The 15175-nt window shown below is 39.8% G+C and carries 13 protein-coding genes; all 13 read right to left on the bottom strand.

All coding sequences use genetic code 11. The annotated features are described in order from the left end of the window. Nucleotides 1-270: 270 nt before the first annotated feature. A complete protein-coding gene (gene ftsZ, locus NSQ34_RS07270; protein ID WP_024426931.1) occupies nucleotides 271-1416 on the bottom strand; it encodes a cell division protein FtsZ in 1146 nt (381 codons plus the stop codon). 33 nt (nucleotides 1417-1449) lie between these two features. Further along, nucleotides 1450-2772: a cell division protein FtsA gene (ftsA, locus tag NSQ34_RS07265; RefSeq protein WP_034281692.1), complete on the bottom strand. Its 1323-nt coding sequence runs from the start codon at nucleotides 2770-2772 to the stop codon at nucleotides 1450-1452. A 159-nt stretch (nucleotides 2773-2931) separates the two neighbouring features. Continuing rightward, entirely contained in the window at nucleotides 2932-3300 is a 369-nt protein-coding gene (locus NSQ34_RS07260; RefSeq protein ID WP_003210988.1) for a small basic family protein, read from the bottom strand. After that, nucleotides 3300-4025: a DUF881 domain-containing protein gene (locus NSQ34_RS07255; protein WP_034281689.1), complete on the bottom strand. Its 726-nt coding sequence runs from the start codon at nucleotides 4023-4025 to the stop codon at nucleotides 3300-3302. Before NSQ34_RS07255 ends, NSQ34_RS07260 begins: the two co-directional genes overlap by 1 nt. A 20-nt stretch (nucleotides 4026-4045) precedes the next feature. Beyond that, nucleotides 4046-4735 (bottom strand): DUF881 domain-containing protein, encoded by a 690-nt coding sequence (locus tag NSQ34_RS07250; RefSeq protein ID WP_034281688.1) that lies wholly within the window; start codon nucleotides 4733-4735, stop codon nucleotides 4046-4048. Further along, nucleotides 4732-5511, bottom strand: coding sequence for a cell division protein FtsQ/DivIB (locus NSQ34_RS07245; protein WP_061109806.1), 780 nt, complete (start codon nucleotides 5509-5511; stop codon nucleotides 4732-4734). Before NSQ34_RS07245 ends, NSQ34_RS07250 begins: the two co-directional genes overlap by 4 nt. A gap of 125 nt (nucleotides 5512-5636) precedes the next feature. Next, nucleotides 5637-6548, bottom strand: coding sequence for a UDP-N-acetylmuramate dehydrogenase (murB, locus tag NSQ34_RS07240; RefSeq protein WP_176967446.1), 912 nt, complete (start codon nucleotides 6546-6548; stop codon nucleotides 5637-5639). Between the two features lie 31 nt (nucleotides 6549-6579). Further along, on the bottom strand, nucleotides 6580-7674 hold the full coding sequence (murG, locus tag NSQ34_RS07235; RefSeq protein ID WP_034281684.1) for an undecaprenyldiphospho-muramoylpentapeptide beta-N-acetylglucosaminyltransferase: 1095 nt from the start codon (nucleotides 7672-7674) through the stop codon (nucleotides 6580-6582). Between the two features lie 197 nt (nucleotides 7675-7871). Beyond that, nucleotides 7872-8972 (bottom strand): stage V sporulation protein E, encoded by a 1101-nt coding sequence (gene spoVE, locus NSQ34_RS07230; RefSeq protein ID WP_024424259.1) that lies wholly within the window; start codon nucleotides 8970-8972, stop codon nucleotides 7872-7874. A 59-nt stretch (nucleotides 8973-9031) separates the two neighbouring features. Beyond that, nucleotides 9032-10387: a UDP-N-acetylmuramoyl-L-alanine--D-glutamate ligase gene (murD, locus tag NSQ34_RS07225; protein ID WP_254001681.1), complete on the bottom strand. Its 1356-nt coding sequence runs from the start codon at nucleotides 10385-10387 to the stop codon at nucleotides 9032-9034. Then, nucleotides 10388-11362 (bottom strand): phospho-N-acetylmuramoyl-pentapeptide-transferase, encoded by a 975-nt coding sequence (gene mraY / locus NSQ34_RS07220; protein ID WP_003211854.1) that lies wholly within the window; start codon nucleotides 11360-11362, stop codon nucleotides 10388-10390. 135 nt (nucleotides 11363-11497) lie between these two features. Then, nucleotides 11498-12973, bottom strand: coding sequence for a UDP-N-acetylmuramoyl-L-alanyl-D-glutamate--2,6-diaminopimelate ligase (locus NSQ34_RS07215; RefSeq protein WP_268456180.1), 1476 nt, complete (start codon nucleotides 12971-12973; stop codon nucleotides 11498-11500). A 211-nt stretch (nucleotides 12974-13184) separates the two neighbouring features. After that, nucleotides 13185-15104 carry a stage V sporulation protein D gene (locus NSQ34_RS07210; RefSeq protein ID WP_176967448.1) on the bottom strand — a complete coding sequence of 640 codons (1920 nt, stop codon included), beginning with the start codon at nucleotides 15102-15104 and terminating at the stop codon, nucleotides 13185-13187. Nucleotides 15105-15175: the final 71 nt, after the last annotated feature.

Genomic DNA, 15175 nt, shown 5'->3' with positions numbered 1-15175 from the left:
GTATGGGTTTAACTCCTCCCTTTCCTTTGTTCATGACAAGATTCATGGTGTTCTATTTAATGTAGTCAAATAAAGTTCATCATTTTGTCGCTTTTTGTAATAGGATTTAAAAATGATTCTTTTTACTTAATCACTCTAAGTCGAAATACATATGTTGAATAAAGTAGCCCAGACAGATTTAAGACTTTTTGATTAGGAGTGATACAGGTTTCTTTATATATTGGGCATGAAAAAATCCCCTTCCGGTGGAAGGGGATGAGTGATACTCGATTAGCGTTTATTACGATTGCGCAAGAACGTTGGGATATCCAGCGTATCATCGCTTGATTGTGTATTTTGTCTCGGCTGAGATGATGACTGCTGATGTTCCTCACGCTTGACTTCACGTTTTTGAGGAATGGATTGATTTTGCTTTAATCCTTGCCCTAATGGATTTCTTTGTGGTTTTGACACCTCTGGCTCTTGCTCAATAAATCCCGTTGCGATCACGGTTACCACAATTTCATCCTTCAAGTTATCATTAATGACAGAACCGAAAATCATGTTTACATCTTCATCAGATGCAGAAGCCACAATGTCCGCTGCTTCTTGTACCTCATAAAGACTTAGGTTCGTACCACCAGTAATATTCATGATGACACCTTGTGCACCGTCGATTGCCGTTTCCAGAAGTGGTGAAGAAATAGCTTTCTTCGCAGCTTCAGCGGCACGATTTTCACCAGTCGCAACACCGATACCCATAAGAGCAGAACCTTTATTGGACATGATCGTTTTCACGTCAGCAAAGTCAAGGTTGATTAAACCTGGTGTAGCAATAAGATCTGAGATCCCTTGAACACCTTGTCGTAGCACGTTATCTGCTGCACGGAATGCTTCAAGCATTGGCGTGTTTTTATCAACAATTTCAAGCAAGCGATCATTTGGAATCACAATTAATGTGTCAACTGCTTCCTTCATAGAAGCAATTCCTTCTACTGCTTGAAGCTGACGCTTTCTTCCTTCAAATGTGAAAGGACGAGTCACGACTCCAACTGTCAATGCACCAGAATCTTTTGCGATTTTTGCAATGACAGGTGCAGCACCCGTACCAGTTCCACCGCCCATACCAGCAGTAACAAAGACCATGTCTGCGCCTTTTAATACTTCTTCAATCTGTTCTTTGCTTTCCTCAGCAGCTTTTTTACCGACTTCAGGATTCGCACCTGCTCCAAGCCCTCTTGTCAGCTTAGCACCGATTTGCATTTTCGTTTCTGCTTTTGATAGATTTAACGCCTGTGCATCTGTGTTGACTGCAATGAAATCGACACCTTGTACGTCATTTTCGATCATTCGGTTGACAGCGTTATTTCCGCCTCCACCTACTCCGATTACTTTAATTGATGCTAGGCCGTCTATATTTGTTTCAAACTCCAACATGCTGAATCCTCCTAATCCGTCGAAAATCTAATTCTATTCCCAGAACATATTAAATAGTTTTTTCATTTTGCCCGGTTTTTTATTTGTCTCTTCTTGTGCTTTTTGTTTTACTTTCGGTCTTGGCTGCGCTTCTTTTACTTGTGGTGCAGAAGAAACCGGCTCCATGGACGCGCCTACTTCATGAAACGCCTCATCCGGCATTTGGAATCCAACCTGTCTGCCCTGAATCTTTGCATTGCGATAAGCAAAGTGGATCAGACCCACTCCTGTCATATACTGAGGTTCTCTCACCCCAATATAATTCGGACTTGCAATTCTAACATTGTTTTGCAAGACCGTTTGTGCAAGAGAAAGGATACCTGGTATAGCTGCCTGTCCACCTGTTAAAACGAATCCTCCAGGCAAATCATGGACACCCATATTTCTTAATTCCTCTGCCACAAAGAGCAAGATTTCTTCCAGCCGCGCCTCGATGATATTAGCCGCTTCAAGCTGTGTATACGTCTGTTTCTGATCGGTACCGATGACAGAAACTTCAAATGTTTCCTCAGACGATGCCTCATCATAAAACGCATGTCCAAATTGTTTTTTGATTCGTTCAGCTTCTTCAGTAGAAGTTCTAAGTCCTATAGACAAATCTTTTGTAATGTTCTCTCCGCCCAAAGGGATACTGTGAGTAGAATAGAGATGCCCGTTTTCAAATACGGAAATCGTTGTAGATCCGCCGCCAATATCGACGAGAGCTACCCCTAGATTTTTTTCATCTTTCGATAATGCTGCTGAGCCCGATGCGAGCGGCTGCAAGCAAATATCCATAATTTCAATTCCAGCTCTTTCTACACATCGGAGCCAGTTATGTAGAATCGTCTTAGAACCTGTAATTAACGTTCCATCCACCTCTAGCCGAACACCAAGCATTTTTTTCGGATCAGTGATCTCATCTCTTCCGTCGACGATAAATTGTCTCGGGATGACGTCTACGACGAGATGTTCTTGAGGAATAGATACTACCTGTGCAGCATCTAAGACACGTCTCACATCTTCAGCATGTATTTCTTTGTTTTCACTAGATACTGCGACCACGCCGCTCGTGTTCTGAATATGAATGTGGTTTCCGTTAATTCCGACAATCGCCTTTTGTAAAGGAAAACCTACCATTCTTTCAGCCTGTTCAAATGCTTGTCTAATAGAATGAACTGTCTCATCTATATCAACAATCGATCCTTTTTTTAACCCTTCTGAAGGGACATTTCCAACACCTATAATGTTAAGCGAATCATCCGCCATTTCTCCGACGATGACTTTTATATTGGATGTACCGATGTCAAGGCTGACGTAAATTTCATTGTTGTTCATTCTATGGCACCTCCTCACATATCAATACTTTCTATTCTATTATTTGCTGAACAACAATACAATGAATGTGTTTTTACAAGTGTGTAACAAAACTTAAAAAATCAACATTTTTTATTAGGATTACTGAAAATATTCGTTACATCATATGTATATCCTTTTTTATGACTCACTTTTTTTCTTTTTTTCTCTAGAAATTGTCCATTTTGTTAGTAGAATTCTTCGAATAACTGCTATATTTTGAAACAATCTAACGCCGAAAGCAAACATTCCGACTAAATACAAGTCTACACCAAGATGGACGCCCAGAAAAGCTAAACTTATTGCAAGTATAATATTAAAGAAAAAGCCTGATACAAACACTAGTTCATCGTATGCCCCTTGCAGATGTGCCCTGATTCCACCAATCAATGTATCAAGCGCAGCAAGTACAGCGAGGGAAAGATAATTAGAATACTCATTCGGTATCGTAAAATTTGTTAAGAAACCGATCGCAACTCCTATGATTAAGCCAAGTACAGGAAGCCACATTAAGATTTTCCCTCCTTTACATCGTCAAGAGGCTTCAACTCGTTTAACTGAATCGCACCGTCATATGCTTTTAATTGAATTTGCTGCTTCGGCTGGCTAATACTTAAGCCGAAATTTTCCTGAGCAAACAAATCACCAATATCTGATACATTTAAACGGCTGTATAATTTGTCGGCCTGGTCGCTGATCATCTTGATGGTCACTTCATCACCATCTAAGCTGTAGCCATCCATTTTCGTCGTGCCATTAATATCTCGAATCACACTTGTATTAATCACACGGTGGTCATTAATGGAAATATGTTTTGCCCCATACATATTGGCTTCGTTGATTAACTTTTTCAGAAGATCAGGCGGGATATTTTTCACTTCTTCCCCGGTCAGTTCCTTGGAGAAAAGCTGAGAGATGTCAACTTCAATTCCTTCCCCTGTCACTTCTGTAAAACCAGCCTTTTCTTTTAAATCTTTTAATGTTTTTGTCAGTTGAGCTTCTTTTGATTGATCTCCTTGATGACCATACTTTTTCAGCATTTCATCGTATTTATCAATTTCTTTCAGTAAATCCAATTCTTTACTTTTAGATGCAGATAAATCCTCTCTTAGCTCCCACACATCGCGAGTATCACGAACTTTGGGCTTTTGCAATGAATTAAATTGGATGGAGACCATGATGCCGAATATCACCATTAAGGCTGTCAAACTAAGTAAAGGCTTCTTTTTCCTCAACACCACTCACCTTTTCACTTTTAATCTTTGTGTTTTAAAAGAGGATTCATACGAATATCCTTTTTTTCAATCGTCATCGAAATGTGATCACTTGTCAGCTGATCGACTACTCCTCCTGCAATATTTAATGCAGGTATTAACACAGCCGGATCACCAATAGCAGAAATAACAAATGGCGCTGGATGCTGAACCCCGTCAACTGTGACAACTGGGCCGTTACAATGTATGTACGATTGGTGTGTAATTCTCTGTCCATTAATAGATACAGCAGAGGCCCCTGATATAAACAGTTCGTTTATCACATGAAAAATGTGGCTCTCATGAACAATGTAATTATTGACATTTTGTCCACTCGGGATATAAGATGCATCTTCAAGGGATACTTTTACCCCTTTTCCTTTTACACCGATCTCTCCTGTAAACATCCTGTATTTCTCAACATCTTCCAATACATTAAAATACTGCTCTTTTTCATTTTTCAAATTGGCCTCAGTGGCTTGAACCTGTGATTGTAGGCTATATAATTCTTTTTCAAGTTTCTGATTCGCCTTTTCTTGCTTTGTCAGCTGACTTTTCAAGGAATATTCTTTTTTCCATTGCTCTGTTCGGATGACATCTGCCTGATGCTGCTTTGTATATTGGTATGAAAAAGAAATCAGAAAACCAAGAACAAGCATTACAATTGAGAATATAACTGTTTTGCCTCTCAACGTTCATCTTCCTTTTTCTTAGATTTAAACGCTTCAAAATACGTCGCGACTTCCATATGGATTGTGCCTTTTTCAGATGGCGAAAGTTCTTTTACAATGGCAGGATAGGTTTTCATTTTATCAGCGAATGTTTTAATTGATGCAATCACGGTGTTCCCGTCATTCATATAAAATTTAACGAGCCACTGGTTTGAGCTTGTCGGCACATAATATATTTCTGAGATGAGTTCCTGAATAGAGGCTGGCAGCTGATTTAAAGTTCTAACCGTTTGCTTCAGCTTCTCTTTATTGTCCCAATCAACAAAAATAGGTCCTGCATGACTTGGTGTGACTTCTTCTGGCAATACTGTCCCATTTTCAAGAAGCTCATAGTATAGATTTCCCTTTTGAAGATAAGCAATATTGGCATATTCTTTGACAGCAATACTAACCTTATTTGGAAAATGTTTTTTGATACTGACACTTTTAATCAGTTTGTTTTGTTTAATATGATCTGCTGTTAAATCTTTATTTAAATTCCAAAACTCTGTTTCGCCTTCTTTAATCTGGGAAAGTTTCACAAGCTGTTTTGTAGGGACATGCTCGTTACCCGTAATAGTTAAAGAAGAAATTTTACTGATTGGTGTCTGCAAATAAATAATGATTAAAACCATGATAAAAAATAGTAGAATAAAAGAGATTAGTCTCCGATTCGCTTTCTGCTTCCTTTGTTCTTTAATTTTAGGAATCCGTTCTTCTATATTGACGATCTTTTCATTTTCATGATCAGGCCGCATATATATTCTTCACCCCATTCAAAGCTGCTTGTCCACACCTTTGGGTCATCATTTTGATGAGAAAACAAACGGCATTCTTCATGCCGTTTGTTTTCCTGTGATGCCATCATTCATAAATCTTGCTTTTAATTTGCTTCACCGATAATTTCTACTTCTGTATGCATATCTACATTGTAGTCATCTTTAATTTTCTTTTGGATGTACTGAATTAAGTCCAGCACGTCTTGAGCAGTAGCCCCGCCAGCGTTCACAATAAAGTTTCCATGCATGTCAGAGATTCTTGCTCCGCCAATTTGGTACCCTTTTAAATTCGCTTCTTCTACAAGCTGTCCTGCATATTCAGGCAGCGGATTTCGAAAAATACTTCCCGCACATGGTCGATTATAAGGCTGTGTTTCCTTGCGATAGTCTTTATTTTGCTGCATTTTCTTTGTGATTTTCTCGCGATCATCCTGTTTTAACTTAAACACGGCCTCGAGAACAATGCCTGGTCGTTCCTTTTGAAGGACAGACGTTCTGTAGCTAAAGTTCATCTGCTCATTTGTTAGCCACTCGATGCTTCCATCTTCAAATAAGATTCTCGCTTTCACAAGAATTTTACTGATATCAGATCCGTGCGCACCTGCGTTCATATAAACAGCGCCGCCAATAGACCCTGGAATACCAGCTGCAAATTCCAGCCCTGAAAGACCCTGCTTACTAAGAGACGTTGCAAGCCTTACAACAGAATAGCCGCCGCCAACTGTAATTTCTTCACCATTTACAGTTAAGTGATCAAGTCCAGCGCCTAACTTCAGGACGACACCGCGTATTCCTTTATCAAGTACGAGTAAATTTGATCCTCTTCCAATAACCGTCCAGTCCGCGTGGTGTTTTTTTATCTGATCCATGATCGTTTTAACTGCATCAATATCTTTAGGAACGATCAATAGATCTGCCGGCCCGCCTATTTTCATTGTCGTATGATTTGCAAGCGGCTCATTTTCAAGCACTTTACCGACTTGCGCTTCTAATAATTCATTCTTCAAGTTCTCCATATTACCCTCCGCCTTACCTAATATCATTCCATCATGTAGTCGTAATTTCTTTTAATACATTATATAAACGTCCAGCCGCATCTGGTACTCCGAGTTCTTTTGTTAAACGGCTCATTTCGTTTAATTTTTCTTCATGACCAGCAATTTCATCAATGGCATGAAGGAGGCTCTCTCCAGAAAGCTCTGATTCTCTTAAAACGATTGCAGCGTCATGCTTTTCTAGTGATCTTGCATTGATTTCCTGGTGATTTGCCGTCACGTATGGACTTGGAATAAAAATAGTTGGAATTCCAAGGGCTGTCACTTCAGCAATCGTTGTGGCTCCCGCTCTTGCAACAATCACATCAATCGATTTCAAGTACTCCGGCATTTGATGCAAGAAAGGCTTTGTCATCATATTAGGTGCTGCACCTTTTTCCTTTAGTTCGTTCAGCACTTTTTCATAATGAACCTCACCTGTGATATATAAAAGCTGATAGTTCTTAGCCTTTAATTCATCTTGCATGTCAATAACTGCTCTATTAATCGGCGCAGCCCCCCGGCTCCCGCCAAAAATAAGAACCGTTTTTTTCTTTTCATCCAGCCCAAACTCCTTCAGAGATTTCCCCTCTTTTATAGAGACGACTTCAGAGGCTCTAGGGTTTCCCGTAAATACAACCTTTTCAGATGGAAAATGTGCCTTTGCTTCTTCAAAACAGATGGCTACCTTATCAACATACCTTGCTAAAAACTTATTTGTGATACCAGGCAGGCTGTTCTGTTCGTGAATAATGGTCGGAATCTTCAGCTTAGAAGCTGCATAAACAACAGGGCCGCACACATAACCACCTGTTCCAATGACCGCATCTGGCTTAAATTCCTTTAAGTAAGATTTACTTTTTTGAACGCCTTTTAGAAATCTCATCACCGTTTTTACATTATCAAAGGAAAGCTTTCTTTTAAAACCTGAAATTTCTATGGACTTGAAAGGGATATTTTCTCTTTCTACAATTTTCTTTTCAAGTCCATTTTCAGTACCAATATATAAAAATTCTACATCAGGATGCAGTCTTTTCACTTCTTTAATAAAAGCTAAGGCCGGATAAATATGTCCGCCTGTTCCGCCTCCACTGATTACTATACGCATTATACCATTTCCCCTCAATTTTTTTCTGCTCTGAACAAAGTATAAACCCTGTTTTAAACAACAGGGCTCCGTTAAAACCTGTAAAGAAGAGGTAAAAAACATGTTTTCGGATACTAAAGCTGTCTTTTTCACTCTTCAAATCATTTTTTTGTACTTTTGCAAAATAAATGTCATCATGGTTTCATGAACTAGCAGCATTAGTATCTAGCGTACCTGCTTACATTCAAGAGTACGCCAATGGCCATCAGCATTAATGTCAGTGATGAGCCGCCATAACTTAGGAATGGGAGCGTGATACCTGTCACAGGGATAAGTCCAGTAACAACTGCGATATTAATCATCACTTGAATGGCAACCATTGAAATAATGCCAACTGCTAGGAAACTTCCATATAAGTCTGGAGCTCCAAGTGCTATTCGTATGCCTCTCCATAATAGAACACTAAAGAGAAGCAAAATGAGTGATCCTCCTATAAAGCCAAGTTCTTCAGACAATATTGCAAAGATGAAGTCTGTTTGAGGCTCAGGTAAATAAAAGAATTTTTGTCTACTTTGACCGAGACCCATCCCGAACAAACCGCCTGGACCAACAGCGTATAAGGATTGAATAATTTGAAACCCACTGCCTAGTGGATCTTCCCAAGGATTTAAGTACGATGTAATTCGTTTTATGCGGTAGGGCGCTGATAAGACTAGTGCAGCAAATCCGCTGAGCCCTAAAAGACCGAGAAATATAAAGTGAGCAATTCTCGCACCTGAAACAAATATCATAATAATACAGGTTCCAACCATTACCGTCCCTGTTCCCAAATCTGGCTGCAGCATGATGATGGCAAATGCAGAAAACACAATGCCTAATGCTGGTGCAAAACCTTTACGAAAGGATGTGATATTTTTTTGTTTTTCAGATAAGAATTTTGCAAGAAACGCAATCATCGCAAGCTTCATAAATTCAGAGGGCTGAATACTAAACGCACCGACACCGATCCAGCTTCTTGATCCATTTCTCTCCATACCGATACCAGGAATAAGTACAAGCAGCAAAAGGAGAAAACAAACAGCAATCAATATCTTTGACCAAGTCCGCCACGTCCAATAATCGACTCGCATAATGAAAAACATCGCGATAACTCCGATTCCGGCAAACAAAAGCTGTCTTTTTGCAAAATAAAACGAATCATCAAATTTATACGATGCCCACACAGCACTAGCGCTGTACACCATAATTAAACCAATCGTCAATAAAAGTAACGTAATGACAACAAGCAAAAAGTCCGGAGAAGTTTTCTTATTCGTCAAGAGACCGACACCCCAAGCATAATTTCATTTGGGCTGTCAGTCATACGAGAGACAAGCCCTTATTTAAGCATATGCACGGCGTTTACAAACATGTCTCCACGTTCTTCAAATGTTTTATGCTGATCCCAGCTTGCACAAGCCGGAGATAATAAAATCACGTCTTCTTCTTCAGAAATGTTAAACGCCGCAGGTACTGCTTGTTCAACATTATCGACATGTTTTACGTGATGTATTCCCAGTTCTTCACCAAGCTTCACAAACTTAGGTGCCGTCTCACCAAATGTAATAATTCCTTTTACATTTTTCATAAAAGGTTTCAATTCATCAAATTCATTGCCCCGGTCAAGTCCGCCGGCTAATAAAATAGTCGGCTGCTCAAAAGCTGACAATGCTTTACTTGTTGCCAGTATATTGGTGGCTTTACTATCGTTATAGAATTTTCTGCTTTGAATTGTATCTACAAACTGCAGACGGTGCTTCACTCCACTAAATGTCGTGAGAACGTGTGCGATTGCTTCATTTGAACAGCCTGCATTTTTCACGACACAAATAGCTGCCAAAATATTTTCTTGGTTATGCTCACCAGGAAGAACAACATCCTTTAAATCGATGATATGTTCATTCATGTAGTAGATCGCACCATTTTTAATATACGCACCATGTTCTACTCGCTCTTTCACGGAGAAAAACACTTTTTTTGCTTTTGAAGCTTCAGCCAGTTTTACGACTGATGGATCATCGAGGTTAATGACTGCTATGTCATCATCCAGTTGATGTGCGTAAACTTTCTGCTTTGCTTTTTCATATTCATCACGAGTGTGGTGATAGTCTAAATGTGCATCAAAAATATTTAATATTAAGCTGATTTTAGGTCTGAATTCAACTGTGCCCATTAACTGAAAAGAAGAGAGTTCAGTTACGATCCACTCATCGCCAGCTGCCTTTGCAGCGACTTCGCTGGCAACTGTGCCAATATTACCTGCCACTAAAGTTTTTTGACGGTCTTCTTTCAACATTTCATAAATCAAAGTCGTGGTAGTGGTTTTTCCATTTGATCCAGTAATCCCAATAAAAGGAGCTGAGGTTAAATGATAAGCTAATTCTATTTCCGTCCAAACTGGAATTTGGCGGCGAAGCGCCTCTTGAACCATCACATTTTCATATGGAATTCCAGGATTTTTAATTAAAATCGTAATTTCTTTATCATCGAACATACGAAGAGGATGGCTGCCGCAAATGACATCTATCCCCTTTTCAGAAAGAAGCTGAGCAGGTTCATTTTCTTCAAACGGCTTTTGGTCATTTACTATGACATTTACTCCATGCTCATGAAGAATTGAAGCTGCCGCATATCCGCTTTTTGCAAGACCTAATACTAGTACATTTTCGTTTTTTAACATTTGCATCTTATTCAATTATAACCACACCTCGATGTAAATTCCTAAAACAGCAAGTAATAAACCAGCTGTCCAGAAGGTGACAACTACTCTCCACTCAGACCAGCCAACTAACTCATAGTGGTGGTGAAGCGGACTCATCTTAAAGATTCTTTTTCCAGTTGTTTTAAAGGAGATCACTTGAAGAATAACAGATAACGTTTCGACAACAAATACTCCTCCAATAATGACAAGCAAAATTTCAAGCTTTGTTAAAATGGCAATCGCTACAATCGCTCCGCCTAAAGCAAGCGACCCTGTATCACCCATAAATACTTTTGCAGGATGCGCGTTAAACACAAGAAACCCAAGAACGGCTCCAGCAACAGCTACTGAAAAGATCGCTACATCGTACTGTGATTGATTCCAAGCCAGTATAGCAAAGGCTCCGAAGGCAATTGCAGCAGTTCCAGATAATAGACCATCCAGTCCATCCGTTAAGTTCACGGCATTAGAACCTCCGACAAGCATGAAAACGACAAGGATAAAATAAGCCCATCCTAAATCAAAGCTGACATCTGTTCCTGGAATGCGAATCGTCGTTGCAAACTGATAATAATGGAAGACTGCATAAAAAATCACTGCGATCACGATTTGACCGATTAATTTCTGTTTCGATGTTAAACCTAGGTTTCGTTTCATCGCTACTTTAATATAATCATCTAAAAATCCTAATAGACCGTAGCCAAGCGTGACAAATAACAATAAAAACATTTCTGGACTAATCTCAGAAAATTTGTTGATCATCACAATCGTTGTAATTGTAATAGAAAAGATAATCATAATTCCGCCCATTGTCGGAGTACCTGATTTCTTTTGGTGAGACTGTGGTCCTTCTTCTCTAATACTTTGACCAAATTTAAGCCTTCTTAAAAACGGAATAAAAATCGGGGATAAAAGAACACTGATTAAAAATCCCATTATGATTGTAAACAATATCACCTGTTCAAGCATCGTTCTTTACTCCTTCCGAATTTCCAAAGCCGTTTTCCATCAGAAAATTACATTCATTATTAAGGTATTCATTCACGTTCTTCGTATGTTGTTTTTGTACAAAATGCTTCATTTCATTACACTCTTTTCATCATTTTAAGATTTGTTTAGATCTAAAATAGCGTCCATAGCAACCTTTGCATCATCAAAATCGTAAACTTGATCGCCGACGATTTGATATGTCTCATGACCTTTACCCGCTATTAAGACTGTATCGCCTTTTTTCGCATTGGCAATTGCAAAAAAGATGGCTTGTTTGCGATTCACAAAACTATGATAATATGCGTCTGGCACCCCATTTTCCATATCCTTTAAAATAGCTGAAGGATCTTCGCTTCTTGGGTTGTCTGATGTAAATACAGGTTCATCTGCATACTTCACAGCGATTTGGGCCATTTGAGGACGCTTTGTTTTATCACGGTCACCGCCGCAGCCTATCACACAGAAAATTTTGCCCTCTGTTAATTCTCTACACGTTGTCAGGACATTTTCTAAGCTGTCAGGTGTATGGGCGTAATCGACAATAACAGGAAAATCTTGATCACAGTTCACAAGTTCAAATCGGCCTTTGACTCCCTCCAGCTCTTCAATAGCACTTACAATCGTTTCAAATGTTAAGCCAGATACGATCCCTACTGATACAGCTGCTAGGATGTTGTACACATTAAACTTACCGATGAGGGCAACTGTCACATTTTTTGTGCCAATTGGAGTGATCAAATCAAATTGAGTTCCCTTCGGTTTGATTTGAATATTCTTTGCCATCACATCTGCTTTTTGCTCTAAGCCATATGTCATGACTTCAGCAGCTGTAACTTTTTCATAATAACTCGAAGCGTCATCATCTGCATTTAAAATCGCATGCTTTGGCTTATCGTGATGAAAGGCACTGCCAAGCTGTGAAAATAGCAAGCTTTTCGCATGTTTATATTCTTCCATTGTGTTGTGGTAATCAAGATGGTCCTGCGAAAGGTTTGTGAAAACGGCAATATCATAATCACATCCATGTACCCTGCCAAGATGCAGTGCATGTGATGATACTTCCATAATGGCTGTGTCTACATCTTGGTCAAGCATCTGTTTAAAGGTTTTCTGAAGTGTGACACTTTCAGGTGTAGTGTTTTTCACATCGAGAATGTCATCATTCACCTTCATATACATTGTACCGATTAAGCCTGTTTTCTTTTCAGCTTTTCTCATCATTTGTTCAATCATGTGTGTTGTCGAAGTTTTTCCGTTTGTTCCTGTGATCCCGATGAGATTCAGCTTATGAGTTGGCTGCTCGTAAAACGCATCAGCTATTCTTGCAAGAGCTCTTTGAGAGTGTTTTACAATAATGACTGGTACATCTGATATGTTAAGAGGGTGTTCTGCTACAATCGCTGCAGCCCCGCTTTCCACCGCTTTTTCAGCATAATCGTGTCCATCTACTGTATAGCCTTTTATACAGACAAAAAGGCTTCCTTTTTTCACCTCTCTTGAATCCATTTCAATGGAAGTGATATCAGGATTTTCGTTTATTAATTCGTTATTTTCACTTTTAAAGTATGTAAGGAGTTCTTGTAATTTCATTTCATATCAAACCTCTCAAATTCGTTCACGTGCATGTCTTGTGAAAAAAACACACAGTCTATATTTTATCGTAAAAAAAAGGATACATCCAGCGTATTCCTTAAGTTTCTCTTGGAAAAAACACACTTTAGGCTCTTTTTTTCAAACAGACCTTCTCTTTCAACAAAAAGAGGCAGCCGAATGAGTGCGGCTACCCTCTGTTCATTCTTTATTATTCATTGTTTAAGTATAATCTGATGGTGGAGCCTTCCTTGACCTTTGTCCCGGCAGCAGGTGATTGCTTCACCACTTTACTGCCCGTTCCAGAAGCATCGATCTTAAGGTTAATCAGTAAGGATTCAAGGTCTGAAACAGATCCCCCTACAAGATTCGGTACTTCAATGGTTTTTGTGTCCAGCCACTGGTACTTCTTTTCAATTTGTCCTTTTCTTTTTTTCACACCCATCTCAGGCAGGCTGTCCCGCATAATATGACCCACAATTGGTGCAGCAACTGTCCCGCCAAATTGAATAGTGCCTTTCGGGTTATCTACAGCCACATATACAACGATACTTGGATCATCAGCAGGCGCAAACCCGATAAACGACACAATGTGGTTATTTTCCATGTACTTGCCGTCTTTTACTTTCTGTGCTGTCCCTGTTTTTCCGCCAACTCGATATCCTTCAACAAATGCATTTCGGCCAGTTCCTTGAGCGACTACACTTTCAAGCGCATATCTGATTTCTTTGGATGTTTCTGCTGAAATCACTTTCTTTTTGGCAATCGGTGATTGCTTTTTCACTACCTCTTTTGTGATTGGATCTATCCATTCTTTTGCAATGTACGGCGTGTAAAGTGTTCCGCCATTTACCGCAGCTGCTACGGCAGCTACTTGCTGTATCGGCGTAACAGATACACCTTGACCAAAGGCAGTTGTCGCCTGCTCTACAGGGCCAACCCGGTCCAGCGGGAACAAAATGCCTCGCCCTTCCCCTTGAAGATCGATTCCTGTTTTTTGGCCAAATCCGAAATTTTTAATATAGGAAAATAATTTATCCTTTCCTAGACGGTCGCCTAGTTCAACAAAACCGGGGTTACAGGAGTTTTGAACCACTTCTAAAAATGACTGTGATCCGTGGCCGCCTTTTTTCCAGCACCTAAGTCTTGCACCATCAACTGTCACAGAACCGCTGTCAAAAAAATGATCGCGTTTTAAATTGACTTTTTTCTCTTCTAGTGCTGCTGCAAGCGTAATAATTTTAAACGTCGAACCTGGCTCATATGTGCTCCACACCGGTAGATTTCGGTTAAACACTTTCGAGTCAACTGATTGATAATCCGCTGGATCAAAATCCGGTCTGCTCGACATCCCAAGCACTTCACCGTTCTTCGGGTTCATCGCAATTGCAATCATCCCATCTGGGTTATATTTTGCCTGCGCATTGTCTAATTCCCGTTCTATAATGGTTTGCACCTTCGCATCGACAGTTAACTTCATATCAAGACCATCTTTAGGCGGTGTATAATCATCTGCTTCATCTGGCATTTTCTGCCCTTTTGCATCGGAATAGAACTTGACAGAGCCTTTTTCACCTTTTAGGTCATCATCATAATAGGCTTCCAGTCCAAGTAACCCTTGATTATCAATTCCAGCGAAGCCCAGCACATGAGAAAGAAAACTGCCAAACGGATAGTGTCTGATGCTGTCTTCTGCAACATAAACGCCATCTAAATCAAGCTCTCTGACTTCTTTTGCTTTTTCATGAGATACTTTTCTCCCTTCTGGAGAAATTCGTTCGATGGATGTTTTCTTTGTGACGTGCTTGTACGCTTTCTCTTCAGACATATTCAGTACAGCCGCCAGTTTTTTGCTTGTTTCTGCCGGATCTTTAATTTGCCGCGGGACGACCAATATAGATGGGGCACTTTTGTTCGTCGCAAGTTCTACCCCATTTCGGTCCAAAATATCTCCCCTTTCTGGTTCGAACGGGAGGTTCCGGCTCCATGAATCTTTTGCTAAGCTTGTGAGCTTCTCGCCCATAATAAACTGTACATATCCTAATCTAGTATCTATGATGAAAAAAATGATCACCCCAAACAGCAGCACGAAAAGCAATCGTTTTCTCACTGTTACACTTGATACTCGCACGCCTGGTTCACTCCTTACATACATATGGCTTGTTTCCATCATATGCAGGCCCGTCCTTATGTAGAACGTCT

Source organism: Bacillus sp. FSL P2-0069, from assembly GCF_038593315.1.
Lineage (GTDB): Bacteria > Bacillota > Bacilli > Bacillales > Bacillaceae > Bacillus > Bacillus safensis.
Note: the sequence above shows the minus strand (reverse complement) of the source record. Positions and strands in the feature narration are given on the sequence as shown.

Bases quoted from the DNA above. Each gene is read 5' to 3' on its own strand.
- murG (WP_034281684.1), bottom strand. From the start codon at position 7,674: ATGCGTATAGTAATCAGTGGAGGCGGAACAGGCGGACATATTTATCCG.
- NSQ34_RS07260 (WP_003210988.1), bottom strand. From the start codon at position 3,300: ATGTGGCTTCCTGTACTTGGCTTAATCATAGGAGTTGCGATCGGTTTC.
- ftsA (WP_034281692.1), bottom strand. From the start codon at position 2,772: ATGAACAACAATGAAATTTACGTCAGCCTTGACATCGGTACATCCAAT.
- mraY (WP_003211854.1), bottom strand. From the start codon at position 11,362: ATGCTTGAACAGGTGATATTGTTTACAATCATAATGGGATTTTTAATC.
- murB (WP_176967446.1), bottom strand. From the start codon at position 6,548: ATGGAGAACTTGAAGAATGAATTATTAGAAGCGCAAGTCGGTAAAGTG.
- NSQ34_RS07215 (WP_268456180.1), bottom strand. From the start codon at position 12,973: ATGAAATTACAAGAACTCCTTACATACTTTAAAAGTGAAAATAACGAA.
- ftsZ (WP_024426931.1), bottom strand. From the start codon at position 1,416: ATGTTGGAGTTTGAAACAAATATAGACGGCCTAGCATCAATTAAAGTA.
- NSQ34_RS07245 (WP_061109806.1), bottom strand. From the start codon at position 5,511: ATGCGGCCTGATCATGAAAATGAAAAGATCGTCAATATAGAAGAACGG.